This is a genomic window from Spirillospora sp. NPDC048911, from assembly GCF_043198015.1.
Taxonomy (GTDB): Bacteria; Actinomycetota; Actinomycetes; order Streptosporangiales; family Streptosporangiaceae; genus Spirillospora.
In genome coordinates, this window is sequence record NZ_JBICUD010000013.1 from 115,995 (window position 1) to 139,252 (window position 23,258).

The following is a 23,258-nucleotide window of genomic DNA, read 5'->3' on the forward strand; positions in this document are numbered from 1 at the left end:
TGCGTCCTTTCGCCTCCTGAAGCGTGCGCCCGGGTTTTCTTGACCGCCATCGGCGCGGCCGGAACAGGTCGTCTCAGGCGGGGACCAGGGTGCCGTCGCGGGCCACCAGGGTCGCGTAGTGGCCGTTCTGGGTCAGGAGGTCGTCGTGGGTGCCGCGTTCGATGATGTGGCCCTTGTCGAGGACGATGATCTGGTCGGCGTCCCGGACGGTGGAGAGGCGGTGCGCGATGGTGATGGTGGTGCGGCCTTCGGCTAGGTGGTCGATGGCCTCCTGGACGGCCTGTTCGGTCTGGGTGTCCAGGGCGCTGGTCGCCTCGTCCAGGACGAGGATCGGCGGGTTGCGCAGGATGGTGCGTGCGATCGCCAGGCGTTGCTTCTCGCCGCCAGAGAACCGGTAGCCGCGTTCACCGACCATCGTGTCGTAGCCGTCGGGGAGGCTGGAGATGTGGTCGTGGATCTGCGCGGCGCGGGCCGCGTTGTGCAGTTCGTCGTCGGTGGCGTCCGGCTTGGCGAAGCGCAGGTTGTCGGCGACGCTGGCGTGGAAGAGGTACGTCTCCTGGGACACCACGCCCACGGCATTGGAGAGGTCTTCGAACGACAGGTCACGGACGTCCACGCCGTCGATCGTGACCCGGCCGGTGGTGGCGTCGTAGAGGCGCGGCACCAGGTAGCCGAGGGTCGTCTTGCCTGAGCCGGTCTCACCTACGACGGCGAGGCTCGTGCCTTGGGGGATGACTATGTCGAGGTCTCGCAGGGCTGGGGTGTCGTCGTAGGAGAAGCTCACGTTCTCGAAGCGAACTTCGCCTTGGGCTTTGAGCGGGGTGGGCTTGGCGGGCTCTTCGATGTCGGGGCGCAGGTCGAGGTACTCGAAGATGCGGCTGAAGAGGGCGAGCGAGCTCTGCACCTCGACGCCGGTCTGCAGGAGGCTGACCATCGGGCGGAACAGGGTGGCCTGGAGCGTCGTGAACGCGACCAGGGTGCCGATGGAGATGAGCGGCCGGTTGCCCGCGGCGGTGAACCCGGCGGCCCAGTAGATGACGGCGGGCATCGCCGACATGACGATGCCGATGGTCGACTGCCGCCAGCGTCCGGCCATGCTCGACCGGATCTCCAGGTCGACCAGCTCGCGGGACTCGGCGGCGAAGTCGTCGGTCAGCGCGCGGGAGCGTCCCATCGTCCGGCCGAGCAGGATGCCGCTGACCGAGAGGGACTCCTCGACGATCGCCGACATCGCGGCGAGCTGTTTCTGGCGCTGGCCGGTGATCCGCTTGCGTTCCTTGCCGACGCGGCGGCTGATCCAGACGAAGAACGGCAGCATGGCCAGGGAGACCAGGGTGAGCCGCCATTCGAGGGCCGCCATGGCGATCACGGTCGCGATGACCGTGGTGAAGTTGGAGACCAGCGAGGTCGCGGTCGAGGTGACCGTCGACTGCATCCCGCCGATGTCGTTGGCGATCCGGGACTGGACCTCACCGGTCCGGGTCTTGGTGAAGAACGAGAGCGGCATCCGCTGCAGGTGCCCGTAGACCGCGGTGCGCAGGTCGTGCATGACCCGCTGGCCTACGCCGGTCGAGATGTAGGTCTGCAGGACGCCGAAGACGCTGGTGGCGATCGCGACGGCGACCATGCCGACGACGAGCAGGGTCAGCAGGCCGGTGCGGCCCTGCGGCAGCGCGACGTCCAGGATCTCGCGGAGCATGAACGGGGACGCCAGGGAGACCAGGGAGGACAGGCCGACGAAGAGGGCGACGACGGCCAGCCTTCCGCGATACGGACGGAACAGGCGGAGGATTCGGCGCTTCTGCGGTGGAGGGGATTCCATGGGCGGCTCCTCAGGTGGGGACGCCCGTATAACTGAGCCAAGCTCACAGTTATTCCGCTGAACAATGAGCTAGGCTCTCATATATGGAGAAAGACCTGGTGGAGCTGTTCGGCCAGGCCGCCCGCAGGATCCGCCGCAACCAGATGGAACGGCTGGCACCGCTGGGGCTCACGCCGTCCCTGTCGAGGGCGCTGCGGGTGATCACGAGCGCCGAGGAGCCGCTGCGCATGGCGGAGCTCGCTGAGCGGCTGGGCGTGGTGCCCCGTTCGGTCACCACCGTGGTGGACGCGCTCGAGAAGGCGGGGCTGGTCACCCGTGCCGCCGATCCCGGCAACCGCCGTTCGACCCTGGTGTCACCGACGGAGAAGGGCCGCGCGGTGCGGACGCGGATGGCCGAGGCCCGCCGCGAGGCCGCCGAGGAGCTCTTCCGGCCGCTGACCGCCGAGCAGCGCGAGCAGCTTCGCGCTCTGCTCGCGCTGCTCGACGAGCACGAGTGAGCTACGCCGGCCAGGCACCGGAGGCCGCGGCGGACTTGACGTAGTCCGCGAAGGGGCGGGGTTCGCGGCCCAGCGCGCGCTGGACGCCGTCGCTCACGTGGTCGCCTGTGCCGTGGCTGATTCCGTCCAGGAGGCCGGCCAGGAATTCGGCGGCCTCGCCAGGGAGACCCACGGACGTGAGGGTCGCGACGAAGTCCGGGACCTGGACGGGGGTGTAGCGGATCTCCCGGCCGGAGGCTTCGGCGATCATCTCGACGGCGGTACGGAACGACAGGGGCTCGGGGCCGGAGAGCTCGTAGATCTGGCCCGTGTGGCCCTCCCCGGTGAGCGCGGCGGCCGCGACGTCGGCGATGTCCTCGGCGTCGATGAACGGCTCGCGCCCCTCGCCCGCCGGGATCGCCAGCTCGCCCGAGAGGAGGGGATCGAGGAAGAAGTCCTCGCTGAAGTTCTGAGCGAACCAGGCCGGGCGGAGGATCGTCCAGGCGACTCCGGACTCGCGCACGGCGCGTTCGGCCTGTTCCTGAGCGGGCTGCACCTCGCCGGCCACGCCTCGGGCGGAGAGAAGAACGATGCGCCGCACGCCGGCCTCGGCCGCCGCGTCGACGAACTCGGCGACGACGGACTGGTCCACCTGCTCGTTCATCGGGACGAGATAGACGGCGGCCGCGCCTTCGAGGGCGGCGTTCCAGGTGGCGCGGTCGGCCAGGTCGAAGCCGGTGGTGCGCGAGGCCGCGCGCACGGTGCGGCCGAGGTCGCCGAGGCGGGCGACGACGCGGCGGCCGGTCTTGCCGCGGGCGCCGAGCACGAGAATGGTCGATTCGGTCATGGCGCCCATGAGATCAGCGGGCCCCGAGACGATCCATGGGCGTCCGTCTCGGTTCCATGTGCGATCGTCCCGAAGATCAGCCTTGGGGATGACGCGTCGTCCGGCCGGCGCCGCTACCTTGCCACCGGGCGATGCAACGGGTTGGACGAGGTGGTCCCATGCACGAGAAGCAGTGGAGCCGTCGGCGCGCGCTCACGCTCGGCGGACGGGCGGCCGCGACGGTCGCTCTGGGCTCACTCATCACCGGCACGCGGGCCGCGGACGCGCTCGCCGCGGACGCCTCCGTGGCCAGGCGGTTCGATATCGCGGCCACCTCCCACTCGCTGCTGTGGAACGAGACGATCCATCCGGGCACCGTGATGCAGTCGTTCGGCTTCGACGACCTGCGAGGCCACCTCTATTTCGTCCAGGTCCTCGACGAGGTCGACGCGGGACCCGCGGGCAGGCTGCGCGTCACCAGGACGAACCTCGCCGGTGACGTGCTCGGCGAGATGATCCTGCGCGACGGCGCGGGCACGGGGTGGGGCCACGGGATGTCGGTCGCCGTCGAGTCGACCCCCGTCGACGTCCGCCTGTGGGTCGAGGTGGACGGCGCGGTGCGGGAGGACGGCCTGGACTGCACCGGCCGGGCGCTCGCCAGGATCCCCTTCGTCGACGGCGCCACGTTGACCCCGTTCTCGGCGGGCGTCGAGAAGCACCGGCTGATCCGGGGCGCGACCGACGTCACCTGCGCGCTCGACCCGGTCAACAACCGGCTGGTGCAGCGGTACGTCGTGGCCGGGACGGCGCGCTACGCCGTCTACTCGCTGGACGACGTGGTCGCGCGCAGGTACCACCCGGTCGCCTGGTTCGCGGAGCCGTCGCTCGCCCGGGACGGCCGCCCGTCCACCGTGTCGTCCGCCTGGCCGAGGCCGACCGCGAGGCCGGCGACGGCGGCAGGACTGATCGTGGAGATCCAGGGGCATGCCGTCTACGACCGGCACCTGTACATCCTCGCCGCGAACCTCCGGGACGAGGCCCACCTCATCGCCGTCGACCTCAGGACCGGACGCGTCGTCCAGCGGCGGAACCTCGATCCCGGCGCCTACCCGCAGGTCCTCCAGAAAGCCGAGGGGATGGCGGTCCAGCGGGCCGGCGGCCCGGCGCGGCTCTGCTACGGCTTCGCCGGCGGCGAACTCGGCGCCCGCACCACGACGATCTCGTATGTGGAATCCGTCATCTGATGTGAGATCGTCTCACCATGGACCTCCTCGACGACCTCCTGTCCGGAGTGCGGGCGCGCGGCGCGACGTTCTGCCGGTCGGTCGCCGAGCCGCCCTGGGCGGTGCACTTCGCCTCGCCGACCCCGCTGGCCCTCGGCACGATGCTCAGCGGGAACGCCTGGATCACGCCGGTCGGCGGGGAGCCGGTGGAGGCGAGGGAGGGCGACATCGTCCTGGTGCGGGGCAATGGCTCGTTCACCGTGGGAGACAGCCCGGGCACCCCGGCCCAGGTGGTCGTCGAGGGCGCCGAACGGTGCTGGCTGACGGCCGAGGGGCCGGGCACGGCGGCGCACAACCTCGCCCTCGGGCCGCGGACGTACGGATTGACGGCCGACGGCTCGGATCTCTTCGTCACGGCCGAGTACGCGATGCGCGGGGACGTCTGCGAGCGGCTGCTCAGGGCACTGCCGGAGCTCGTCGTCGTCCCGTGGGCGCCCGAGTTCGCGCCTTTGCTCGATCTGCTCGCCACGGAGATCGCCCGTGACGACCCCGGCCAGCAGGTCATCCTCGACCGGCTGCTCGACATGCTGCTCGTCCGGGTGCTGCGCTCGTGGTTCGCCCGGCCCGACGCCGAGCCGCCCGCGGGGTATCGCGCCCTCGGCGACCCGCGGATCGGGCGGGCGCTCCGGCTGCTCCACGACGAGCCCGCCCGGCCCTGGACGGTGGCCGGGCTGGCCGGCGAGATCGGCATGTCGCGGGCCGTCTTCGCCCGGCGGTTCAGCGAGCTCGTCGGCCAGCCGCCGCTGACCTACCTGACCGAGTGGCGGATGGCGGTGGCGGCCGATCTGCTGCGCGAGCCGGGTTCGAGCGTCGCGGCGGTGGCGCGCAAGGTCGGCTACTCGGACGGGTTCGCCTTCAGCAACGCGTTCAAGCGCGTACGAGGCGAGAACCCCAGCACAGTGCTACGCGCCACCGCCGGCGCCGGTGGTCAGCCGGCGCCGTAGACGGGCTCAGGTGCTGGTGAACGGGTCAGGAGGTCGGTGACGACCGGGGTGAGCTCGGCGGGATCCCAGCGGGCGCCCTTGTCGATGGTGGGGCCGTGCCGGAAGGCGTCCATCACGCAGATCCTGCCGCCCTCGGCCTCGAACACCCGGCCGGTGATGCCGCGCGACTCCGCCGATCCCAGCCACACGACCAGCGGCGAGACGTTCTCGGGCGCCATCGCGTCGAACTCGCCCTCGGCGGGAGCGGCCATGGTCTGCGCGAAGACCTCCTCGGTCATGCGCGTGCGGGCGGCGGGGGCGATCGCGTTGACCGTCACGCCGTAGCGGCCCAGCTCCGCCGACGCGACCAGGGTCAGCCCGACGATGCCGGCTTTCGCGGCCGAGTAGTTGCCCTGGCCGACGCTGCCCAGCAGACCCGCGCCGGACGAGGTGTTGATGACGCGCGCGTCGACCGGCCGCCCGGCCTTGCTCTCGCCGCGCCAGTACTGCCCGGCGTGCTTGAGCGGCAGGAAGTGGCCCTTGAGATGGACGCGCATCACCGCGTCCCACTCGTCCTCGGACAGGTTGATCAGCATGCGGTCGCGCAGGAAACCCGCGTTGTTGACCAGGACGTCGAGGCGGCCGAAGGCATCGATCGCGGTGGCGACCAGCGCGGCGGCGCCCTCGTCCGTGGCGATGTCGTGAGGGCTGGCGACGGCCTCCCCGCCCAGCTGCTCGATCTCCTTGACCACCTCGTGGGCGGGGCCTTCGGAGGCGTCGCCGGTGCCGTCACGCGCGACGCCGAGGTCGTTGACGACGACCCGGGCGCCCTGCCGGGCGAACTCCAGCGCGTGCGCCCGGCCGAGCCCGCGGCCCGCTCCGGTGACGACGACGACGCGGTCCTTGCAGATCATCGAGTCCTCCCTCTCATGCGGTGCTCCCTCTCGATTCAGTCCTGCTTCGTGTTGACGTTGGCTGCGTCCAGGAAGGCGGGGCGTTCGCCACCGCCGTGCAGCAGCAGCGCGGACCCGCTGATGTAGGCCGCGAGGTCGGAGGCGAGGAACGCGCAGGCCGCGCCGATGTCGTACGGGTCGGCGAGGCGGCCCAGCGGCACCGTGCGGGCCACGGCGGCGATGCCCTCCTCGTCGCCGTAGTGCAAGTGCGACTGCTCGGTGCGGACCATGCCGAGCGTGAGCGAGTTGACCCGGACGCGCGGGGCCCATTCGACGGCCAGCGAGGTGGCGAGGTTGTCCAGGCCCGCCTTGGCGGCGCCGTACGCGGCGGACCCGGGCGAGGGCCGCGTGCCGCTGACGCTGCTGATCATGATGATCGAGCCGCCGCCGTCCTGGACCTGCATGCGCTCGTTGGCGGCCCGCGACATGATCATCGCCGACGTGAGGTTCAGCTCGATGATCTTGGCGTGGGTGCGGATCTCGCCCTCGGCCAGCGGCAGGAACGGGGTGCCGCCCGCGTTGTTGACCAGGACGTCGACCCGGTCGAGACCGTCGAAGAAGGCCTGCGCCGCCGCCGCGTCGCGCACGTCGAACGAGGCGAAGCGGGCCGTGCGGCCACCGGCCGACGGGAGCGACGCCGGCTCGCGCCGGGCGACGGCGACCACGTCGGCCCCGGCCTCCAGGAGGGCCCGGCTGATCCCCAGCCCGACCCCGCGCACGCCGCCGGTGACGACGGCGAGCCTGCCGGTCAGATCCAGCGAAAGAGACATCCGGCCCTCCTCTGCTACGGTCTGTTCTAACAAATGTTTGGTGGAAAGGTAGCGCATGGGAATCTCCACCACGACCCATGAGGGCGGGGTCGCCGAGATCGTCGTCGACGCCCCACCGGTCAACGCGCTGACCGTGCGGGGCTGGTTCGAGCTGGCCGACGCCGTGCTCGCGGCCGGGCGCGACCAGAAGGTCGGCGCCGTCGTGCTCCGCGCCGAGGGCCGCGGCTTCAACGCGGGCGTCGACATCAAGGAGATGCAGAACACCGAGGGCCACAGCGCGCTGGTCGGTGCCAACCGGGGCTGCTACGCGGCCTTCGCCGCCGTCTACGAGTGCGAGGTCCCTGTCGTCGCCGCGGTCAACGGCTTCTGCCTCGGCGGCGGCGTCGGCCTCGCCGGCAACGCGGACATCATCGTCGCCGCCGAGGACGCCTACTTCGGCCTCCCCGAGGTCGACCGGGGAGCGCTCGGCGCCGCAACCCACCTGGCGCGCCTCGTCCCGCAGCACCTCATGCGCGCGATGGTCTACACGTGCCGCAACGTGACAGCGGAAGAGCTGCACCGGCACGGATCGGTGCTGGAGGTCGTCCCGGCCGCGGACCTGCGCGCGAAGGCCCTCGAGGTCGCCGGGAACATCGCCGCCAAGGACCCGTACGTCATCCGGCGTGCCAAGGAGTCCCTCAACGGCATCGACCCGATCGACGTGAAGCGCAGCTACCGCTACGAACAGGGCTTCACCTTCGAGCTCAACCTGGTCGGCGCCGGTGACGCCCACCGCGACGCCTTCGTGCGCAAGGAGGACCGGTGAGCAAGGTCAGCACGATCGACGAGATCGTCTCGTCGCTGGAGAGCGGCATGACGATCGGGATCGGCGGCTGGGGATCGCGCCGCAAGCCGATGGCGCTGGTGCGCGCCATCTGCAACTCCCCGGTGACCGACCTGACGGTCATCGCCTACGGCGGGCCCGACGTCGGCCTGCTCTGCGCGTACGGCAAGGTGCGCAGGCTGGTCACCGCGTTCGTCACCCTCGACTCGATCCCGCTGGAGCCGCACTTCCGGCAGGCGCGCCAGAACGGCGACATCGAGCTGAGCGAGTACGACGAGGGCATGTTCATGTTCGGGCTGTACGCGGCGGCGCACCGGCTGCCGTTCATGCCGACCCCGGCGGGCCTCGGCTCGGACGTCCTCAGGGTCAACCCCGAGCTGAGGACGATCCGCTCGCCGTACGAGGACGGGCAGGAGCTGGTCGCGGTCCCGGCCCTCACGATGGACGTGGCGTTCGTCCACATGAACCGCGCCGACGCACGCGGCAACGCGCAATATCTCGGACCCGACCCGTACATGGACGACCTCTTCGCCAAGGCCGCCGACCGCACCTACGTCTCGTGCGAACGGCTCGTCGACACCGGCGATCTCCTCAAGGAGGGGCCGCTCCAGTCGCTGCTCATCAGCCGTGCGCAGGTCACAGGGGTCGTCGAGACGCCGAATGGGGCGCACTTCACGGCCTGCGAGCCCGACCACGACCGGGACGAGGCGTTCCAGAAGCTCTACGCGAAGGCCGCCGCCGACCCCGAGGCCTGGGCCGCGTTCCGCGCCCGCTTCCTGGCCGGGGACGAGGCCGCCTACCAGGACGCCGTACGCACATGGCAGGAGGAATCATGACCGCGACACGGGCCGAGATCTGCGCCGTGGCCTGCGCCGAACTGTTCCGTGGCGACGGCGAGATCGTGGCCGCGGCGGTCGCGGGCTTCGTCCCGATGCTCGGCTCCCGCCTGGCTCGCGCGACGTTCGAGCCAGACCTCCTGACCACCGACGGAGGCCCGGCGCTGAGCGCGGAGCCCGTCCCGCTCGGCCGCCAGGCCACCGACATCGAGGGCTGGCTTCCCTTCCGCGACCACCTCTGGCTGGTCTTGAACGGACGCCGCCACGTCGTCATGGGTCCCGTCCAGATCGACGCGTTCGGCAATACCAACATCTCGTGCATCGGCGATTGGAAGCAGCCGACCCGTCAGCTCCTAGGAGTACGCGGCGGCCCAGGCAACACCCTCCTCAATACAACGAGCTACTGGGTGCCCAGGCACTCCACCCGGGTCTTCACCGAGAAGGTCGACTTCGTGAGCGGCGTCGGCCACGACCGCGGGGCGCACGAGATCCGCGCCGTCGTCACCAACCTCGCCGTCCTCGACTTCGCCACGCCCACCCGCCGCATGCGGCTCCGCTCGGTCCACCCGGGCGTCTCGATCTCGGACGTGGTCGGCAACACCGGCTTCGAACTCGACATCCCCGCCGACGTCCCCGAGACGCGCCTCCCGACCTCCGACGAGCTGCACGTCATGCGCGAGGTCCTCGACCCCAAGGGCCTGCGTGAACGCGAGGTCCCTTCATGATCGACCAAGTGCTCGACACGCCCCTCACCCGCCTGACCGGCGTACGGCACCCCATCGTCCAGACCGGCATGGGCTGGGTGGCCGGACCGCGCCTGGTCTCTGCCGTGGCCAACGCGGGGGCCCTCGGCATCCTCGCCTCGGCCACCATGACCCTCGATCAGCTGGCCCAGGCGATCCACGAGGTCAAGGAACGCACCGACGCCCCGTTCGGCGTCAACCTCCGCGCCGACGCGACCGACGCGGGCGACCGCATCGACCTGCTCATCAAACAAGAGGTACGCGTCGCGTCGTTCGCCCTGGCCCCCAAACAACAACTGATCGCCAAGCTCAAGGACGCGGGCATCGTCGTGATCCCCTCGGTCGGTGCCCGCCGCCACGCCGAGAAGGTGGCCGCCTGGGGTGCGGACGCGGTGCTCGTCCAGGGCGGCGAAGGCGGCGGCCACACCGGCCCCGTCGCCACCACGCTCCTGCTCCCCCAGGTCGTGGACGCCGTCGACATCCCGGTCATCGCGGCCGGCGGCTTCTTCGACGGCCGTGGTCTCGCCGCCGCGCTCGCGTACGGCGCGGCGGGCGTGGCCATGGGCACGCGCTTCCTGCTGACCGCCGACAGCTCGGTGCCGGACGACGTCAAGAAGGTCTACCTGGACACCGCTGAAACGGTCGTCACCCGCCAGGTGGACGGCATGCCGCACCGTGTTCTGCGCAGCGACCTGGTCGACACCCTCGAACGCTCGAACCGCCTGACCGGCCTGGTCCGCGCCCTGCGCAACGGCGCCCGCTTCAAGAAGATCTCCGGCATGTCCTGGCGCGCCATGATCGCCGACGGCAAGGCCATGAAGCACGGCAAGGACCTCTCCTGGTCGCAGGTGCTCATGGCGGCCAACACCCCCATGCTGCTGAAGGCCGCCATGGTGGATGGCCGTCCCGACCTGGGGGTCATGGCCTCAGGCCAGGTAGTGGCGGTCATCGACGAACTCCCCACCTGCGAGGCCCTCATCGACGCAATCGTCCAGGACGCGGCCAAAGCCATAGCAGCCCAGCAAACCCACCTGCTCCACCCGTAAAGGCATCGCCCTCGTTAACGCTCGGACTGCCTCAATGGGGCTCCGCCCCAACACCCCCACCCCTTCAGTGGTGCGACTCTTCAGCAACCCCTGTGGGCCACCGTCCCGCTACATCCGTTCAGATACAGCAGACCTCGGCATGGGGATGCCGGGGCTCCTTTGAGCCTCTTACAGGTCCAGCTCAGCTCGCTTCACTCGGGTCACAAGCTCGGCGAAGGTCTCAAGTGGCAGGACGAGATGTCCAGCGTCGGGGGCCTTGGAGTCGCGCAGGCCGATCACATGACCGAACCGTGCCAGCTCTACGCAGTCGCTGTTGTCGATCCCGCCGCTGTAGCTGGACTTACGCCACTCGGTCATGAGTTGATCTCCAACTTCCTGGTGATGAGACTTCGGGACGAGCATTCCGGGAGGGCCTTTGCCCCGATTCGGTCATACCACTCCTCGAAGACGCCCACCTCGGAGGCTCCTTGTACCAGTCTTCCACCGCCCATGGCTTCCGTGTATGCGAGGTTTGCCCCAGCAACCTTCATGATCTTGAAGGCTCCGCTGAGCCCGAGATGCGCGCCCGCGGACTTGGGTACCACGCGAAGGACGACGTTGGGCCGCTCGGTGATCTGCAACAGCCGGGCAAGTTGCTTTCGCAGGACGTCCGCCCCTCCGACTTCCCAGTCCAGAACCGGTTCGGCCAGCAGAATCCACAGCAGCGGCGGATCCTCCTTCGTGAGGAGTCGCTGGCGCTCCATCCGCTTGGCCACCTGCCCGTCCACGTCCTTTGATCCTGCCGCCACGAAGAGCGCACGGGCGTACTCCTCGATCTGAAGGAGACCCGGCATCACGCCAAGTTCGTAGATCCTGAGAGCTGATGCTCTGGCCTCGAACTCCAGATGTGCCCGAAACCAGTCGGGATCATGGCCGGTCTTGGCGTGATGAAGGATGAAGCCCAGAAGCCCGCCTGTCCCGTATCGCTGATCCAATGCCTCCACTTGATCTTCGGAAGGCTTCAAGCGACCGGATTCCCAATGAGAGACAGTCTGTCTTGCCGCGCCCGCGACCTCTCCTACCTTGGCGCAGGAGAGCTTGTGCTTTGTCCTCAGAAAGTGCAGGTAGACAGCCAGAAGGTCCCACATTGAGGCATTCGGATCCAGCAACTCCCTGCGTATCATCCGCGACCATCCAGCATTTGATGTTGTCTCCAATGACTCCAGAGCCATGGTCAAGCTAACCCGTAGCCGTCACGCTCGTCAGTGGATGACGGAAATCCACAATCGACAGGTGACGGGGGTTCACTCGATGACCATGGACAAGCCACGGATTAACGACAATTCTCCGGTGCCTCTATCGCCACAGGAGATCACGGAGGCGCTTCGGCGCAAATACCAGGGCACATGGATGATCATGTGGTCGGATTGGGAGAAGCGGTTCCTCGCGTATCCCACCTGGATCGGCGGGGGTGGCTACACGACGAAGGCTGCTTCGGAGGTGGAGCTTGAGCGAAAGATGGCCGAAATCGAACAGTTGTCACGACCTACACAGTCCGGTGATATAAGTCCATTTCATCAGCAGCCCTTCGGGCGGCAGGCGTGATCGTGGAGTGACGGTGATGGCGGGAGAGGCATCGCAGCGGACCATGTTGCTGCTGGCCGTGGAGGTGGTCCGGGCCGCTTATGAGGAGGCTCTCCTCAAGCACGGCCTGCTGCCGTCCACGGTGGCCCTGATCCATTCCTATGCGGAGGAGAATCTCGCCGCGCTGGACGAGCCGACAACCGTCTCGTCGGGCGCCGCGGTGGTCCCCGTCAAGGACGGTCACGAAATCTAGGAGCGTTCATCCGCTTCCTCCGAGTGGGGAAGGCGCGGCCGTCAGGCGAGTGGCGCCCCGGCTCGAAGCAGGGATCGTGCGCTTGCGGATTGTGGTCACCGGGGAAGGCTGGGCCCTGGGTTCGAGAGGAATCGGGCCGCTCCTGTCAGCTCGGCGGTGTCGCCGAGCTGTCCGAGGGTGAAGGTCAATGCCTGGAAGGTCCCGGTGGGCATGTGCCGGCGCAGCTCGTCGCGCAGTCCGTCGATGAGGCTGGCGGCGGCCGGGCCGAGGTTTCCGTCGATGACGACCATCTCCGGGTTGAGCATGACGCAGGCGGGGGCGAGGCTGGTCGCGACGAGGCGGCCGACGTCCTCGAGAACGCGCCGGACGGCCGTGTCTCCCTGTGCGGCCAGGCCGAGAACGTCGTAGATGCTCACTCCCGGCCCGTACAGCGGGCGGGCGGCGTCGAGGATGTGGTCGGCGGTGGCCACGGTCCCGAGACAGCCGCGGGCACCGCAGGCGCACATGGGCCCTGCCGGGTCGACGTGCAGGTGGGAGAGTTCGCCTGCCAGGCCGCTCGCCCCGTGCACGAGCTCACCGTTGACGACCAGGCCGGCGCCCATGCCGATGACGAGATGCAGGTAGATCATGTGCCGGCGCCCTCGGGCCGCGCCGAACGCCAGCTCGCCGAGCGCGCCGAGATTGCACACGTTCTCGACGGTCGCGGGCACGCCGAAGGCCGCGGCCAGTTGCGGCGCGATGTCCTGGAACAGCCAGCGCGTGGCGGGAACGCTCTCCCGTGGGGCACCGTCCGGCGGTTCCTCCAGCAGGGAGATGCCCGAGCCTGCTTTGAGAGGCACCGGGAGGCCGACCACGATGCGCTCGAGCGGGGTCGTGTCGCCGGCGCGCCGCCGTGCCTCGGCGATGAGCCGGCGGCATTCGGCGACGATGTCCGGGCACTGCAGCCAGGCCATGGGCTCTTCCACCCGGCCGGACAGCCTGCCGTCGGCGCTGACGAGCGCCGCGCGGGCGACGCGGTGAGTGATCACCACAGCGCCAGCGAGCGATTTCCGCGGGGTGAGCCGGAGTGCGCTCGCGGGGCGTCCGGGGCGATGCGGAACCGAGGGAGCATCGCGCACTTCTTCGACAACACCTCGCGCGCGAAGCCGCGCCGCGGCTCCCGTGACGGTCGTCAGCGGCAGGCCGCTGTGCCTGGCCAGATCCCGGCGTGTCAGCACTCCGTGCCGGGCGAGCAGTTCGGCGATCTGCCGCTCCGCGCCCCGCAGCGTCCCGGGCGGACCTCCGTTCATGCGAGGCATGATAGCCGCATTTAAACCAAATCGGTTGATATGTGATCGACCTGGGACTGTTAAAACGTTGTTTCGGGGTCGGAGGCGTCCCTACAGTCAGCGGGCAGATTCTCCCGGTTCTCGCCCAAGGAGGGGCCGATGTCTGACTCGCCCGAAAGTGCTGGAGTGAGCCGCCGCCAGGTGCTGATCGCCGGTGCGACCGCCGCGGGAACCGCGGCCGGCACGGCCTTCCTCGGCGCTTCTCCGGCCGCGGCCTCGCCAGCGTCCAGCGGCCCGCACGTCGCGGTGGACCTCACGCGGCCCACTTCGCCCTTCCCTCACACGTGGGAACGCGTGGCCGCCGGCGACTGGGCGAAGCAGGCGCTACGCCGTGACTACCAGGACCAGCTCTTCGAGAGCCACGACGAGCTCGGCATCCAGTCGTTGCGCTTCCACGGCGTGCTCAACACGTCGATGAGCACCTACTTCCCGAAGGTCAACGGCCGGCCGCGCAACCCGGCGCTCTCGGACGACGACTACTCGTTCTTCAACACCTTCCAGGTCTATGACGCACTCGTCGAGCGCGGCATGCACCCCTTCGTCGAGCTGTCCAGCATGCCCGCGAGTCTGCAGGCCGCGCCGCCGCCGTTCAGCGTCCTCCTCTACGACTTCAACCAGATGGAGCCCGGCGACTACGCGCGGTGGGGCAAGGTCGTCGGTGATTTCGCCCGGCACATGGTGGACCGGTACGGTCTCCGCGAAGTCCGCCGGTGGCCGTTCGAAGTGTGGAACGAGCCCAACCTGTTCGTCTTCTTCAACGGGGATCAGCAGGCGTACTTCAAGCTCTACCGGTACGCCGCCGAGGCGATCAAAAATGTCGACGCGAGCCTGCTGGTCGGCGGCCCCGCCACCTCGGCCGGACAGATCAGCTTCGGCCCGCCGCGGGTCCCCGGGGTGCAGTACTACCGCGAGTTCATGCAGTGGGCGACCAGCAACGACGTCCCGGTCGACTTCGGATCGGCCCACGGCTACGAGACCGACATCGGGACGGGTCCGAAGGGCCCGTCGTCGTTCTTCAAGCAGAACCGCGCCGACACCCCCGACGGCCTCCCGCTCTACATCACCGAGACCAACGTCTCGTCGGACCTCGGCGACACGATGCTCGACACCTCCGCCGCCGCCGCGAGCTTCCTGCGCACCATCATCGAGAGCACCGGTGTCGCCGACGCGCTGGCCTTCTGGACGTTCACCGACGTCTACGAGGAAATGGGCCAGGGGGACAAGCCGTTCCACGGCGGCTTCGGCCTGCAGACCATTCACGGCGTCAAGAAGCCCGCCTACCGGCTGCTGCAGATCCTGCACGGGCTCGGCGACCGGCGGGCGATGATGACGCTGTCCGGCCTCCCGGCGACCGTGGGCGGTGTCGCGGTGACCGGCGGCCGGCGCGGCGGCGTCGACCTGCTCTTCTACAACCACGCGCTCGCCACGGGCGACGGCAGCGACCCGAAGCCCGCGCAGCCGGCGACGTTCACCGTCGCCGTGTCGGGCCTGTCCGGCGGGTCGCGCGCCCGGATCCAGCGAATCGACGATGACCACGCCAATCCGCGGCGTGCGTGGACCGAGCTGGGGTCCCCGGAATATCCGACCCGCCGACAGCTACGCCGGATCGCGGCGTCCAGCGAGCTCGAGGCCCAGGCACTCAGCCTCCGGACGGACCGCGGCAGCAAGACCGGCACCTTCACGCTCACACTGCCCGCCGAAGCGGTGGCCGCAGTGCACATCACCTGAGGCCCTGCCCACCTCACGCTGCCGAGGCAGTGGAACACCCGGGTCGCACCACCCCTGAACCGGTGGTGCGGCCCCGCGCTTTCGGTTTTAGAGCTCTTTAGGCGGGGTCATTCTCGGCGGCCTAGGGCGGCGGCGGGGCGGTAGCGCATGACCATGGCGGCGGGGAGAACGCTGACCAGGAGGGTCAGTGCTGCCACGGCTATCAGAATGATGGCGAGGCGGGACGCGGACGGGTGGAGGCTCATGGTGCCGGTGAGGGCGCCGCTTGCGCCTGCCAGGGCCACCAGGCCTATGGCCGCGCCGATGATGGTCCCGATGACCGATGCGATGGCCGTTTCCATGCAGATCGTGCGGACGACCTGGCCGCGTGAGGCGCCTACAAGGCGGAGCAGGGCGAACTCTCTGGCCCGTTCGGCCGTGCCCATGACACAGGTGTTGACGATGGAGATCGCGGTGAATGCCACCAGGAGGCCTAGCACGATGTAGACGTTCGTCGTGCTCTGGGAGAGGCCGCTGCGTGAGAGTTGTGCGTAGGCGGGCGCGTTCAGGGTTTTGACGGTCGGTATGCCTAGGGTGCTCAGGTCTCGGTCGAGGTTGGGCGTGCGGGCTTTGATGAGCACTGCGTCGTCCAGGTTGTCGTGCAGGTGGCCGGTGAGGGCTGAGCGGGCTAGCAGGAAGTCTCCCAGGCCCAGTGAGCGGTCATAGATCGCCACCACTCGGAGGGTCATGGGGGTTCCGTCGCCGAGTGTGCCGTTGATGCGGCTGCCCACCGACCAGCCTCGTTCGCGGGCGTGGGTGCGGCTGACGGCGACGGTGCCCGGCTGGGCGAGAGCTTTCAGGGAACCCGCGCGGATGCCGGGGGCCAGGACTTCGTCGATCGATTCTGGTGCTACGCCCTGCGCGACCATTGATTCCGGGGCGCCCAGGACAGTGGAGATGAATGTGGTCGAGCGCAGGGCCGAGACCGCTTTCACGCTGGGGAGGCGGGCTGCTGTTGATGCCACTGATGCGGGGAGTCCTGATGCGTTGTGGGGTGTCAGGATCCGGTCGGCGACGACGCGTTGGCCGCTCTGCTCGATGGCGGTGGACTCGATCGAGGCGCCCACCAGCAACGCCGTGCTCCCCAGTGCGGTGCTCAGCATCACCGCGGAAGCGGCCGAGGCGACGCGGCGTGGCGCGGTCCGGGAGCCTGCGGCGGCGAGCCACCCCGTGGTCGCGGGGGTGACCGCCGCGCCTACCACGGGGGTGAGCAGCCGGGTCAGCAGGGGTGCCAGGGCCACGGCGGCGATCATGAGGATCATGACGGTGAGGTACTGGAACGCGACGCCGACCTCCCCGCCCACGCGCTGCGAGAGAAGGTGGATCGGGATCGCCCCGGCCAGTGCGGCCAGGCCTAGGAGCAGGCGGGGCAGTGGCATCAGGCGGCGGGGCGCGGCGGCCTCGCGGAGCGCCTCGGTGGCGCGCACACGGGCTGCGTGGTGGGCCGAGAGAGTGACCGCGAGGAGGCTCACGAGCAGGCCGGCGCCGGTCGCCACGAAGAAGGGGAGCGTGCTGACCTGGATCTCGAAGTCGGTCGTCGCGATGTCATTGGCGATCATCAACCGGAGCACGAGGTGCGCCAGCGGCACACCCAGCAGGCAGCCGGGCACGGCCGCGACCAGTGCGACGGAGCAGGCCTCGGCCAGCAGCATCCGCCGGACCTGCCCGGGGGTGGCGCCGATCGCCCGCAGCAGGGCGATCTCCCGGCCGCGCTGGAGGATCGACAGGCCGAACGTGCCCGCGATCACGAAGATCGCGAGGAAGAGGCCGATCCCGCCCATCGGGCCCAGGAACAACGTCGCGTACTCCAGTTGATCGCCGATCTCGGGCGAGCCCGCCCGCGCGGCGTCCCGGCCTGTGAGCACCTCGGCGCCAGTGGGACGCAGTCGCGCCGCCAAGGGCGTTCCGGGCTCGGCCACCACCCCAAGGAATTGGGGCCGTCCGTCGGCAGGGCGGGCGAAGAACAGCGTGGCCTGGCGCGGCAGCCCGGTCCGCCCGCGCGGGGCGGCGACCCCGCTGACACGCATGGTCTGGACGCCCACGTCGGTGACGACGCGCAGCGTGGACCCTGGCCCGGCTTCGGCTCGGCGGGCGAGGTCCGCGTCGAGCACGACCTCGTCCGGGCTCGCGGGTGCCCGTCCGGTCCGCAGGGTGAACGGTGTGAGGGCGGCGGCCGCCCAGCCGTGCCCGACCGAGGGGCCGTCGCCAGGGCCCGCCAGCGGGACGCCCTTCTTGCTGATGACCTGCGCGTAGAACGGCGTGTCCGGGATGACGGCCGTCACGCCCTCGATCGCCCGGACGCGCTCGGCGAACTCCGCGGGCAGGCGCGGCGGCTGGTCGAGGGGAACCTTCTCCTCGTCCTCCGGGCCGGTGCGCACGGTCAGCGCCGGATCCATCCGGACGACCGCCGTGACCGCGCCGAAGCGATCGACGGCCGGGGCGGCGCCCAGCCCGGAGAGCAGCAGGGTGAACCACGCGCACACCAGTGCCACCGCGAGCGTCACCGCGACGAAGGAGCCCGCGAACCCGAACCTGCGGTTGCGGACGGTGCTCAGAGCGAGGCGCAGCACCGGTCACGCCCCCAGCTTCGTCATGCGGCCGGCGATGTCGGCGACACCCGGCCGGTCCATCGCGTCGACGACGCGCCCGTCGGCGAGGAAGAGCACCTGGTCGGCGTACGCGGCGGCGGCCGGGTCGTGCGTGACCATCACCAGGGTCTGCCGCCAGGCGTCGACGGTGGCGCGGAGCAGGGCGAGGATGTCGCGGCCGGTGGACAGGTCGAGGGCGCCCGTCGGCTCGTCCGCGAACACCACCGCGGGCTTGGCGGCCAGCGCCCGCGCGATCGCGACGCGCTGCTGCTGGCCGCCCGACAGCTCGCCGGGACGGTGGTCCAGGCGCCCGGCCAGCCCGACGCGCTCGACGACCTCGGCGACCCACGCCTTGTCCGCGCGCCGCCGCGCGAGCCGGTGCGGCAGCACGATGTTCTGGTGCGCGGTGAGGGAGGGAACGAGGTTGAACGACTGGAACACGAAACCGATCCGGTCGCGGCGCAGCCGGGTCAGCCCTGTCTCGCGCACGCCCGAGAGGTCGGTGCCTTCGAGGAGGACACGCCCGGACGTGGGCCGGTCCAGCCCCGCCGCGCAGTGCAGGAACGTGCTCTTGCCCGACCCTGACGGCCCCATGACCGCGGTGAAGGAACCCGCGCGCAGCTCGACCGACACCCCGCGCAACGCCTCCACGGCCGACTTGCCGCGCCCGTAGCGTTTGGTCACCTCGTCCAGGCGGACGGCCGCCGGACTCTCGATTCCGTGCATGTCCCAACGCTCCCGCCCCCGCCAGACCATGATCAACAGGGCTTGCCCCGAACCCGCTCAGGGTCAGCCCTGAGCGTTAGTCTCTGCGGGATGCGGGTGATGCTGGCCGAGGACGGCGCCCTCTTCCGGCAGGGGCTGACGAGGTTGCTGGAGGAGGCCGGGTTCACCGTCTCGGCGGCGGTGGGCGACGCTCCGGCCCTGCTCGCCGCCGTGAAGGCCGAACCGCCCGACATCGCGATCGTGGACGTGCGGATGCCGCCCGGCTACCGGCTGGAGGGCCTCGACGCCGCGGTGCGCCTGCGGGCCGATCATCCGGACGTGGGCGTGCTCGTGCTCTCCCACCACATCGAGGCCCAGCACGCGGTACGCCTGCTCGGCACCGATCCGCGCGGCGTCGGCTACCTCCTCAAGGACCGCGTCGCCGAGATGCCGGAGCTGAGCGGCGCGCTGGCGCGGATCGCGGCGGGCGGCGCCGTGGTCGACCCGGCCCTCGTCGCGCCGCTGATGGGTCGGCGCGCCGCGGGCGGGCCGCTCGCGCGGCTCAGCGACCGGGAGCTGGAGGTGCTGGCGCTGATGGCCGAGGGCCGCACCAACCAGGCGATCTGCCGGACGCTGACGCTGAGCCCCAAGACGGTGGAGACGCACGTCCGCAACATCTTCCGGCGTCTCCGCCTCCCGGACGGCTCCGACGACCACCGCCGCGTCCTCGCCGTCCTCAGCTACCTGCGCTCCTGAGCGGTAGTTCCGTTGTGACTCGTGTGCCCTCGCCTGGCGGGCTTTCGATGGTCAGGCGGCCGCCTAGGGCGGCTGCGCGGTCGGCTAGGCCTAGTAGGCCTGTTCCGCGTGTCGGGTCGGCGCCGCCCTTGCCATCGTCGGCGACCGCCAACCACAGGAGACCGTCCCGAAACGTGATGTCGATGGTGATCCGCTCGGCGGCGGCGTGCTTGAGCGCGTTGGCCACCGCCTCGGCCGCCACGAAATAGGCCGCCTGCTCCACCGATTCGGAGATCCGCTCGTCCACCGCGCTCCGTACCGTCAGCGGCACCGGGGAGCGGTCGGCGAGCGAGACGAGGGCGGCGGCCAGCCCGGCCTCGCGGAGGATCGGGGGGTGCAGCCCGCGGGCGAGCTCGCGGACCTCGTCGATGACGGCGCGCAGCTCGGCCGACGCCTCGTCGAGGCCGGCGGCCAGCTCGGGGCCCGCGCGGGACCGGACGCGGCCCAGGATGAAGGCGAGGCCGACCAGGCGCTGCTGCGCGCCGTCGTGCAGGTTGCGTTCGATCCGGCTGCGTTCGGCGTCGGCGGCCGCGACGATCCGCGCCCGCGAGGCGCGCACCTCGGCGAGCTGCCCGGCGAGTTCGGCGCGCATGTGCTCGTTCTCGATCGCCAGCCGGGCGACCGCCGCCGCCGACCGGATCAGCTCCGGCTCGGACATGAGCGCGGCGTCGTGCACGAGGGCCGCGGCGGGGCCCGCGCCGGTCTCCAGCCGGGTGACCACCTGCCCGGAGCCCGGCAGCGGCAGGCCGACCCGCCGGCCGTCGCCGTCGACGAACTCCTCCGTCCCGTAGACCAGGCGCAGGCTCGGGTCGTGCAGCACCACGCCCAGCGCGCTCTCCAGTGAGCGCGCCGACGGGCCGATACGGGCTGCGAGCCCGCCGACGGCGGCCTGGTCGAGCCGGGCGCGGACGGATCCGGCGATGAGGCCGAGCGGCCAGAGGACCATCAGGAACAGCGCCGCCGTTCCCAGGATGCTCTGGGCCGGCTCGTGCGGGGCCATGGCGAATCCCTCTCTCGCTCCCATGACCAGGACCGCGGGCACTCCCCCGTACATCACCGGCGCGAAGAGGTGGCGGCGCGGGCCGGGCACTCCCGACAGCCAGCGCCGGACGAGGGTCGAGGCGAGGACGAGGGCGTACGCCCACAGGGCGATCGCTCCAGCCATGAGCAGCGGCTGTCCTTCGCGCAGCGGGAGGACGGTCAGGCAGACGCACTGGCCTTCGTCGGTGCGGCCGAACTGCAGCCAGACGAGGAGCACCAAGGCATGGATCACGTAGGCCAGCACCACGAGAACACGTGACGTCCGCGTGCGGGCCGTGCCTTCCGGGGCGACGAGCACCAGGTGCGCCAGGACGGCGAGCGTCGCCACCCCGAAGGCGTTGCCGACGCCGAGCGCGAGCCTGCCGCCGAGGTACTGGAGCCCTGAGAGGAGGAGCAACATGCCGATGACGACCACGAGCCGTCCGGTCGGGTCGGCTGGACGCGATCTCCAGGCGAGCAGCCCGGCGCCGACGAAGCCGCCCCCGCTCATCAGCCCGACGAGGAGGAGGGTGACCCCCTCGGCGGGCTGGAGGTCCGGGTTCAGGAACAGCCCGAGGCTCGGCGGGACGGCGAGGAGCACGGCCAGCACGATGATGCCCACGCTGGTCCCCGGCCGCATGCCCAAATGATCACATAGCGGCGTCGATGCCGTTCAGGAGGAGGGCCAGGCGCGCGCCGACGGACGCCGCCCGGCCCTTCGAGGGACCCGGCTGCGCCCGGCTGCGCGGCACGGCGTGGCTCGTGCGGGCCGTCAGACCTTGAGCACCAGCTTGCCGGTGGTGGAGCCCGACTCGATGCGGCGGTGCGCCTCGACGGCCTGTTCCAGGGTCAGTTCCTCGACTTGGACGCGCAGGTCGCCGGTCGCCGCGGCCGAGATCGCGCGGCGCAGGGCGCGGCCCGCCTCGGCCGGGAAGGCGCCCGAGAACGTGGCGAGGTTGAAGCCGGACACCGTCTTGTTGGTGAACCACAGCTCGTTGGCCGGGATGCCGAAGTCGTCGCCGCCGGAGGCGTTGCCCATGACGACCATGCGGCCCATCGGCGCGAGCGCGTCCAGGCTGGCGCGGCGGGCGGGCCCGCCGACCATGTCGACGACGATGTCGAAGTCACCGGCGCCCGCGAAGTCGTCGCGGAGGATCACCTCGTCGTAGCCGAACGACTTGGCGGCCTCGACCTTGGCGGGGCTGCCGACCGTTCCGACGACGCGGGCGGCGCCGAGGAGGCGGGCCGCCTGGCCCAGCTGGCTGCCGACTCCCCCGGCGGCGGCGTGGACCAGGACGGACTCGCCGGGCTCGATGCGCGCCACGCGGTCGAGGACCAGGAACGCGGTGGTGCTGTTGGAGGGCACCGCCGCGGCGACGTCCAGGCCGAGCGCCCGGCCGTCGAGGGGGGCGACCAGATCGGCGGACGTGACCACGACCTCGGCGTAGCCGCCGCTGTCGACGATGGTCAGCGCGGCGACCGGCTGGCCGACGGTCAGTCCCTCGACCTCGGGACCGACGGCGCGGACGTGCCCGGCCACCTCGATGCCCGGGACGTACGGCAGGGGGACGTCCACGACACCCTGGCGGTAGAGCACCTCGGCGAAGTTCGCGCCCGCGTAGGTGACGTCGATCGCGACCTGGCCGGGGCCCGGTTCGGGCGTCTTCACGTCGGCGAGCGTCAGGACGCCCGCTTCGCCGAATTCGGGGATGGTGACGGCTTTCATCAGTATCGGTCTCCTACGGCGGCCGGGACGTCGTTCAGCTCGGCCAGGTCGGCCTCGGTGAGGTCGAGGTCGGCGGCGCCGGCGTTCTCGTTCAGGTACTTGGACTTCTTGGTGCCGGGGATCGGGATCACGTGGTCGCCCTGGGCGAGCGTCCAGGCGATGGCGACCTGGGCCGGGGTGGCGCCGTGGCGGGCCGCGACGGCCTTGACGACGTCGACGATCCGCAGGTTGGCCTTGAGCGCCTCCTCCTGGAAGCGCGGGTTGCGGCCACGGTAGTCGGAGCTCTCGAAGTCGGCGGCGGTGACGGCGCCGGTGAGGAACCCGCGGCCGAGGGGCGAGAACGGCACGAACGCCGCGCCGTTGTCCCTGCACCAGCCGACGACGTCGCCCGGCCCCTCACCCGACAGGGCGTCGCCGGAGAACCCGCCGGCGCTGCCGCCCGGGGCGTCCATCGGGTCGCGCGTCCACAGCGACAGCTCCGACTGGATCGCCGCGACCGGGTGGATGCCGTGCGCCTCCCGCGCCTGCGCGACGCTCACCTCGGACAGGCCCAGCCGCCGGACCTTGCCCTCGGCCACCAGTTCGGCCATCGCGCCCCAGGTCTCGGCCAGCGGCACGTCAGGGTCGATCCGGTGCAGGTAGTAGAGGTCGATGACGTCGACGTCCAGGCGGCGCAGGCTGTCCTCCACGGAACCCTTCACGAACTCGGGCGAGCCGTCGCGGGCCATGGAGGTGGTCGCGCGATCCGTGACGCGCAGGCCCGTCTTGGTGGCCAGGACGACCTCGTCACGGCGGCCGGCGAGGGCGCGGCCGACGAGGGCCTCGTTGTCGCCGTCGCCGTAGAGCTGGGCGGTGTCGAGGAAGGTGACGCCGAGGTCGATCGCCTCGTGGATCAGCGCGATCGACGCGGCGTCGTCCCGCTCGGACTCGCCGTAGGCCCAGCTCATGCCCATGCAGCCGAGCCCGACGGCGCCGACCTGCGTGCCTGCGAAGTTACGTGTCCTCATGATTC

At 70.7% G+C, this 23,258-nt stretch carries 23 protein-coding genes; 11 read left to right on the forward strand and 12 right to left on the reverse strand.

Annotation, left to right across the window (positions count from 1 at the left end):
• Positions 1 to 73 precede the first annotated feature (73 nt).
• On the reverse strand, positions 74 to 1,822 hold the full coding sequence (locus ACGFNU_RS43725) for an ABC transporter ATP-binding protein (RefSeq protein WP_392602566.1): 1,749 nt from the start codon (positions 1,820 to 1,822) through the stop codon (positions 74 to 76).
• 83 nt (positions 1,823 to 1,905) lie between these two features.
• On the opposite strand from ACGFNU_RS43725, the gene ACGFNU_RS43730 reads away from it, so the two are divergent.
• Entirely contained in the window at positions 1,906 to 2,319 is a 414-nt protein-coding gene (locus ACGFNU_RS43730; protein ID WP_392602567.1) for a MarR family winged helix-turn-helix transcriptional regulator, read from the forward strand.
• A gap of 1 nt (position 2,320) precedes the next feature.
• Here ACGFNU_RS43730 and ACGFNU_RS43735 read toward each other — a convergent pair whose 3' ends face one another.
• A complete protein-coding gene (locus ACGFNU_RS43735) occupies positions 2,321 to 3,145 on the reverse strand; it encodes an NAD(P)H-binding protein (protein ID WP_392602568.1) in 825 nt (274 codons plus the stop codon).
• Between the two features lie 158 nt (positions 3,146 to 3,303).
• On the opposite strand from ACGFNU_RS43735, the gene ACGFNU_RS43740 reads away from it, so the two are divergent.
• Both ACGFNU_RS43740 and ACGFNU_RS43745 read left to right on the forward strand, forming a co-directional pair.
• On the forward strand, positions 3,304 to 4,368 hold the full coding sequence (locus ACGFNU_RS43740) for a hypothetical protein (RefSeq protein WP_392602569.1): 1,065 nt from the start codon (positions 3,304 to 3,306) through the stop codon (positions 4,366 to 4,368).
• A gap of 17 nt (positions 4,369 to 4,385) precedes the next feature.
• A complete protein-coding gene (locus ACGFNU_RS43745; protein WP_392602570.1) occupies positions 4,386 to 5,351 on the forward strand; it encodes an AraC family transcriptional regulator in 966 nt (321 codons plus the stop codon).
• Here the strand turns inward: ACGFNU_RS43745 and ACGFNU_RS43750 are convergent.
• Both ACGFNU_RS43750 and ACGFNU_RS43755 read right to left on the reverse strand, forming a co-directional pair.
• On the reverse strand, positions 5,336 to 6,244 hold the full coding sequence (locus tag ACGFNU_RS43750) for an SDR family oxidoreductase (protein ID WP_392602571.1): 909 nt from the start codon (positions 6,242 to 6,244) through the stop codon (positions 5,336 to 5,338). The two genes, ACGFNU_RS43745 and ACGFNU_RS43750, sit on opposite strands and share 16 nt — an antisense overlap.
• Positions 6,245 to 6,279: 35 nt before the next feature.
• Positions 6,280 to 7,053, reverse strand: a complete 774-nt coding sequence (locus tag ACGFNU_RS43755) for an SDR family oxidoreductase (protein WP_392602572.1) — start codon at positions 7,051 to 7,053, stop codon at positions 6,280 to 6,282.
• A 55-nt stretch (positions 7,054 to 7,108) separates the two neighbouring features.
• Between ACGFNU_RS43755 and ACGFNU_RS43760 the strand changes: the two genes are divergently transcribed.
• The 4 genes from ACGFNU_RS43760 to ACGFNU_RS43775 are packed head-to-tail and all read left to right on the forward strand — an operon-like array spanning position 7,109 to position 10,501.
• Positions 7,109 to 7,858 (forward strand): enoyl-CoA hydratase family protein, encoded by a 750-nt coding sequence (locus ACGFNU_RS43760; protein ID WP_392602573.1) that lies wholly within the window; start codon positions 7,109 to 7,111, stop codon positions 7,856 to 7,858.
• Positions 7,855 to 8,712, forward strand: coding sequence for a CoA transferase subunit A (locus ACGFNU_RS43765; protein ID WP_392602574.1), 858 nt, complete (start codon positions 7,855 to 7,857; stop codon positions 8,710 to 8,712). Before ACGFNU_RS43760 ends, ACGFNU_RS43765 begins: the two co-directional genes overlap by 4 nt.
• Positions 8,709 to 9,437: a CoA-transferase subunit beta gene (locus tag ACGFNU_RS43770; protein ID WP_392602575.1), complete on the forward strand. Its 729-nt coding sequence runs from the start codon at positions 8,709 to 8,711 to the stop codon at positions 9,435 to 9,437. Before ACGFNU_RS43765 ends, ACGFNU_RS43770 begins: the two co-directional genes overlap by 4 nt.
• On the forward strand, positions 9,434 to 10,501 hold the full coding sequence (locus ACGFNU_RS43775) for an NAD(P)H-dependent flavin oxidoreductase (RefSeq protein ID WP_392602576.1): 1,068 nt from the start codon (positions 9,434 to 9,436) through the stop codon (positions 10,499 to 10,501). Before ACGFNU_RS43770 ends, ACGFNU_RS43775 begins: the two co-directional genes overlap by 4 nt.
• Before the next feature lie 168 nt (positions 10,502 to 10,669).
• Here ACGFNU_RS43775 and ACGFNU_RS43780 read toward each other — a convergent pair whose 3' ends face one another.
• Together ACGFNU_RS43780 and ACGFNU_RS43785 are read right to left on the reverse strand one after the other, a co-directional pair.
• Complete coding sequence (locus tag ACGFNU_RS43780; RefSeq protein ID WP_392602577.1) at positions 10,670 to 10,858, reverse strand: DUF397 domain-containing protein; 189 nt, start codon at positions 10,856 to 10,858, stop codon at positions 10,670 to 10,672.
• Positions 10,855 to 11,712, reverse strand: a complete 858-nt coding sequence (locus ACGFNU_RS43785) for a helix-turn-helix transcriptional regulator (protein WP_392602578.1) — start codon at positions 11,710 to 11,712, stop codon at positions 10,855 to 10,857. The genes ACGFNU_RS43780 and ACGFNU_RS43785 overlap by 4 nt, the downstream gene beginning before the upstream one ends.
• A gap of 79 nt (positions 11,713 to 11,791) precedes the next feature.
• Here ACGFNU_RS43785 and ACGFNU_RS43790 point away from each other — a divergent pair, with 79 nt between their 5' ends.
• Complete coding sequence (locus tag ACGFNU_RS43790) at positions 11,792 to 12,085, forward strand: hypothetical protein (RefSeq protein ID WP_392602579.1); 294 nt, start codon at positions 11,792 to 11,794, stop codon at positions 12,083 to 12,085.
• 16 nt (positions 12,086 to 12,101) lie between these two features.
• Entirely contained in the window at positions 12,102 to 12,317 is a 216-nt protein-coding gene (locus ACGFNU_RS43795) for a hypothetical protein (RefSeq protein ID WP_392602580.1), read from the forward strand.
• Between the two features lie 95 nt (positions 12,318 to 12,412).
• Here the strand turns inward: ACGFNU_RS43795 and ACGFNU_RS43800 are convergent, their stop codons facing one another.
• Positions 12,413 to 13,606 carry an ROK family transcriptional regulator gene (locus tag ACGFNU_RS43800; RefSeq protein WP_392602581.1) on the reverse strand — a complete coding sequence of 398 codons (1,194 nt, stop codon included), beginning with the start codon at positions 13,604 to 13,606 and terminating at the stop codon, positions 12,413 to 12,415.
• A 138-nt stretch (positions 13,607 to 13,744) separates the two neighbouring features.
• Between ACGFNU_RS43800 and ACGFNU_RS43805 the strand changes: the two genes are divergently transcribed.
• Positions 13,745 to 15,373 carry a hypothetical protein gene (locus ACGFNU_RS43805; protein ID WP_392602582.1) on the forward strand — a complete coding sequence of 543 codons (1,629 nt, stop codon included), beginning with the start codon at positions 13,745 to 13,747 and terminating at the stop codon, positions 15,371 to 15,373.
• A 107-nt stretch (positions 15,374 to 15,480) separates the two neighbouring features.
• Here ACGFNU_RS43805 and ACGFNU_RS43810 read toward each other — a convergent pair whose 3' ends face one another.
• Together ACGFNU_RS43810 and ACGFNU_RS43815 are read right to left on the reverse strand one after the other, a co-directional pair.
• Positions 15,481 to 17,982: an FtsX-like permease family protein gene (locus tag ACGFNU_RS43810; RefSeq protein WP_392602583.1), complete on the reverse strand. Its 2,502-nt coding sequence runs from the start codon at positions 17,980 to 17,982 to the stop codon at positions 15,481 to 15,483.
• Positions 17,983 to 17,985: 3 nt separating this feature from the next.
• Positions 17,986 to 18,726 (reverse strand): ABC transporter ATP-binding protein, encoded by a 741-nt coding sequence (locus ACGFNU_RS43815; RefSeq protein WP_392602584.1) that lies wholly within the window; start codon positions 18,724 to 18,726, stop codon positions 17,986 to 17,988.
• 90 nt (positions 18,727 to 18,816) lie between these two features.
• On the opposite strand from ACGFNU_RS43815, the gene ACGFNU_RS43820 reads away from it, so the two are divergent.
• Positions 18,817 to 19,461, forward strand: a complete 645-nt coding sequence (locus ACGFNU_RS43820) for a LuxR C-terminal-related transcriptional regulator (protein WP_392602585.1) — start codon at positions 18,817 to 18,819, stop codon at positions 19,459 to 19,461.
• Here the strand turns inward: ACGFNU_RS43820 and ACGFNU_RS43825 are convergent.
• The 3 genes from ACGFNU_RS43825 to ACGFNU_RS43835 form a co-directional block, all read right to left on the reverse strand.
• On the reverse strand, positions 19,442 to 21,160 hold the full coding sequence (locus tag ACGFNU_RS43825) for a sensor histidine kinase (RefSeq protein ID WP_392602586.1): 1,719 nt from the start codon (positions 21,158 to 21,160) through the stop codon (positions 19,442 to 19,444). The two genes, ACGFNU_RS43820 and ACGFNU_RS43825, sit on opposite strands and share 20 nt — an antisense overlap.
• Before the next feature lie 132 nt (positions 21,161 to 21,292).
• A complete protein-coding gene (locus ACGFNU_RS43830; RefSeq protein WP_392602587.1) occupies positions 21,293 to 22,246 on the reverse strand; it encodes a zinc-binding alcohol dehydrogenase family protein in 954 nt (317 codons plus the stop codon).
• Positions 22,246 to 23,253: an aldo/keto reductase gene (locus tag ACGFNU_RS43835; protein WP_392602588.1), complete on the reverse strand. Its 1,008-nt coding sequence runs from the start codon at positions 23,251 to 23,253 to the stop codon at positions 22,246 to 22,248. The genes ACGFNU_RS43830 and ACGFNU_RS43835 overlap by 1 nt, the downstream gene beginning before the upstream one ends.
• Between the last annotated feature and the right edge of the window lie 5 nt (positions 23,254 to 23,258).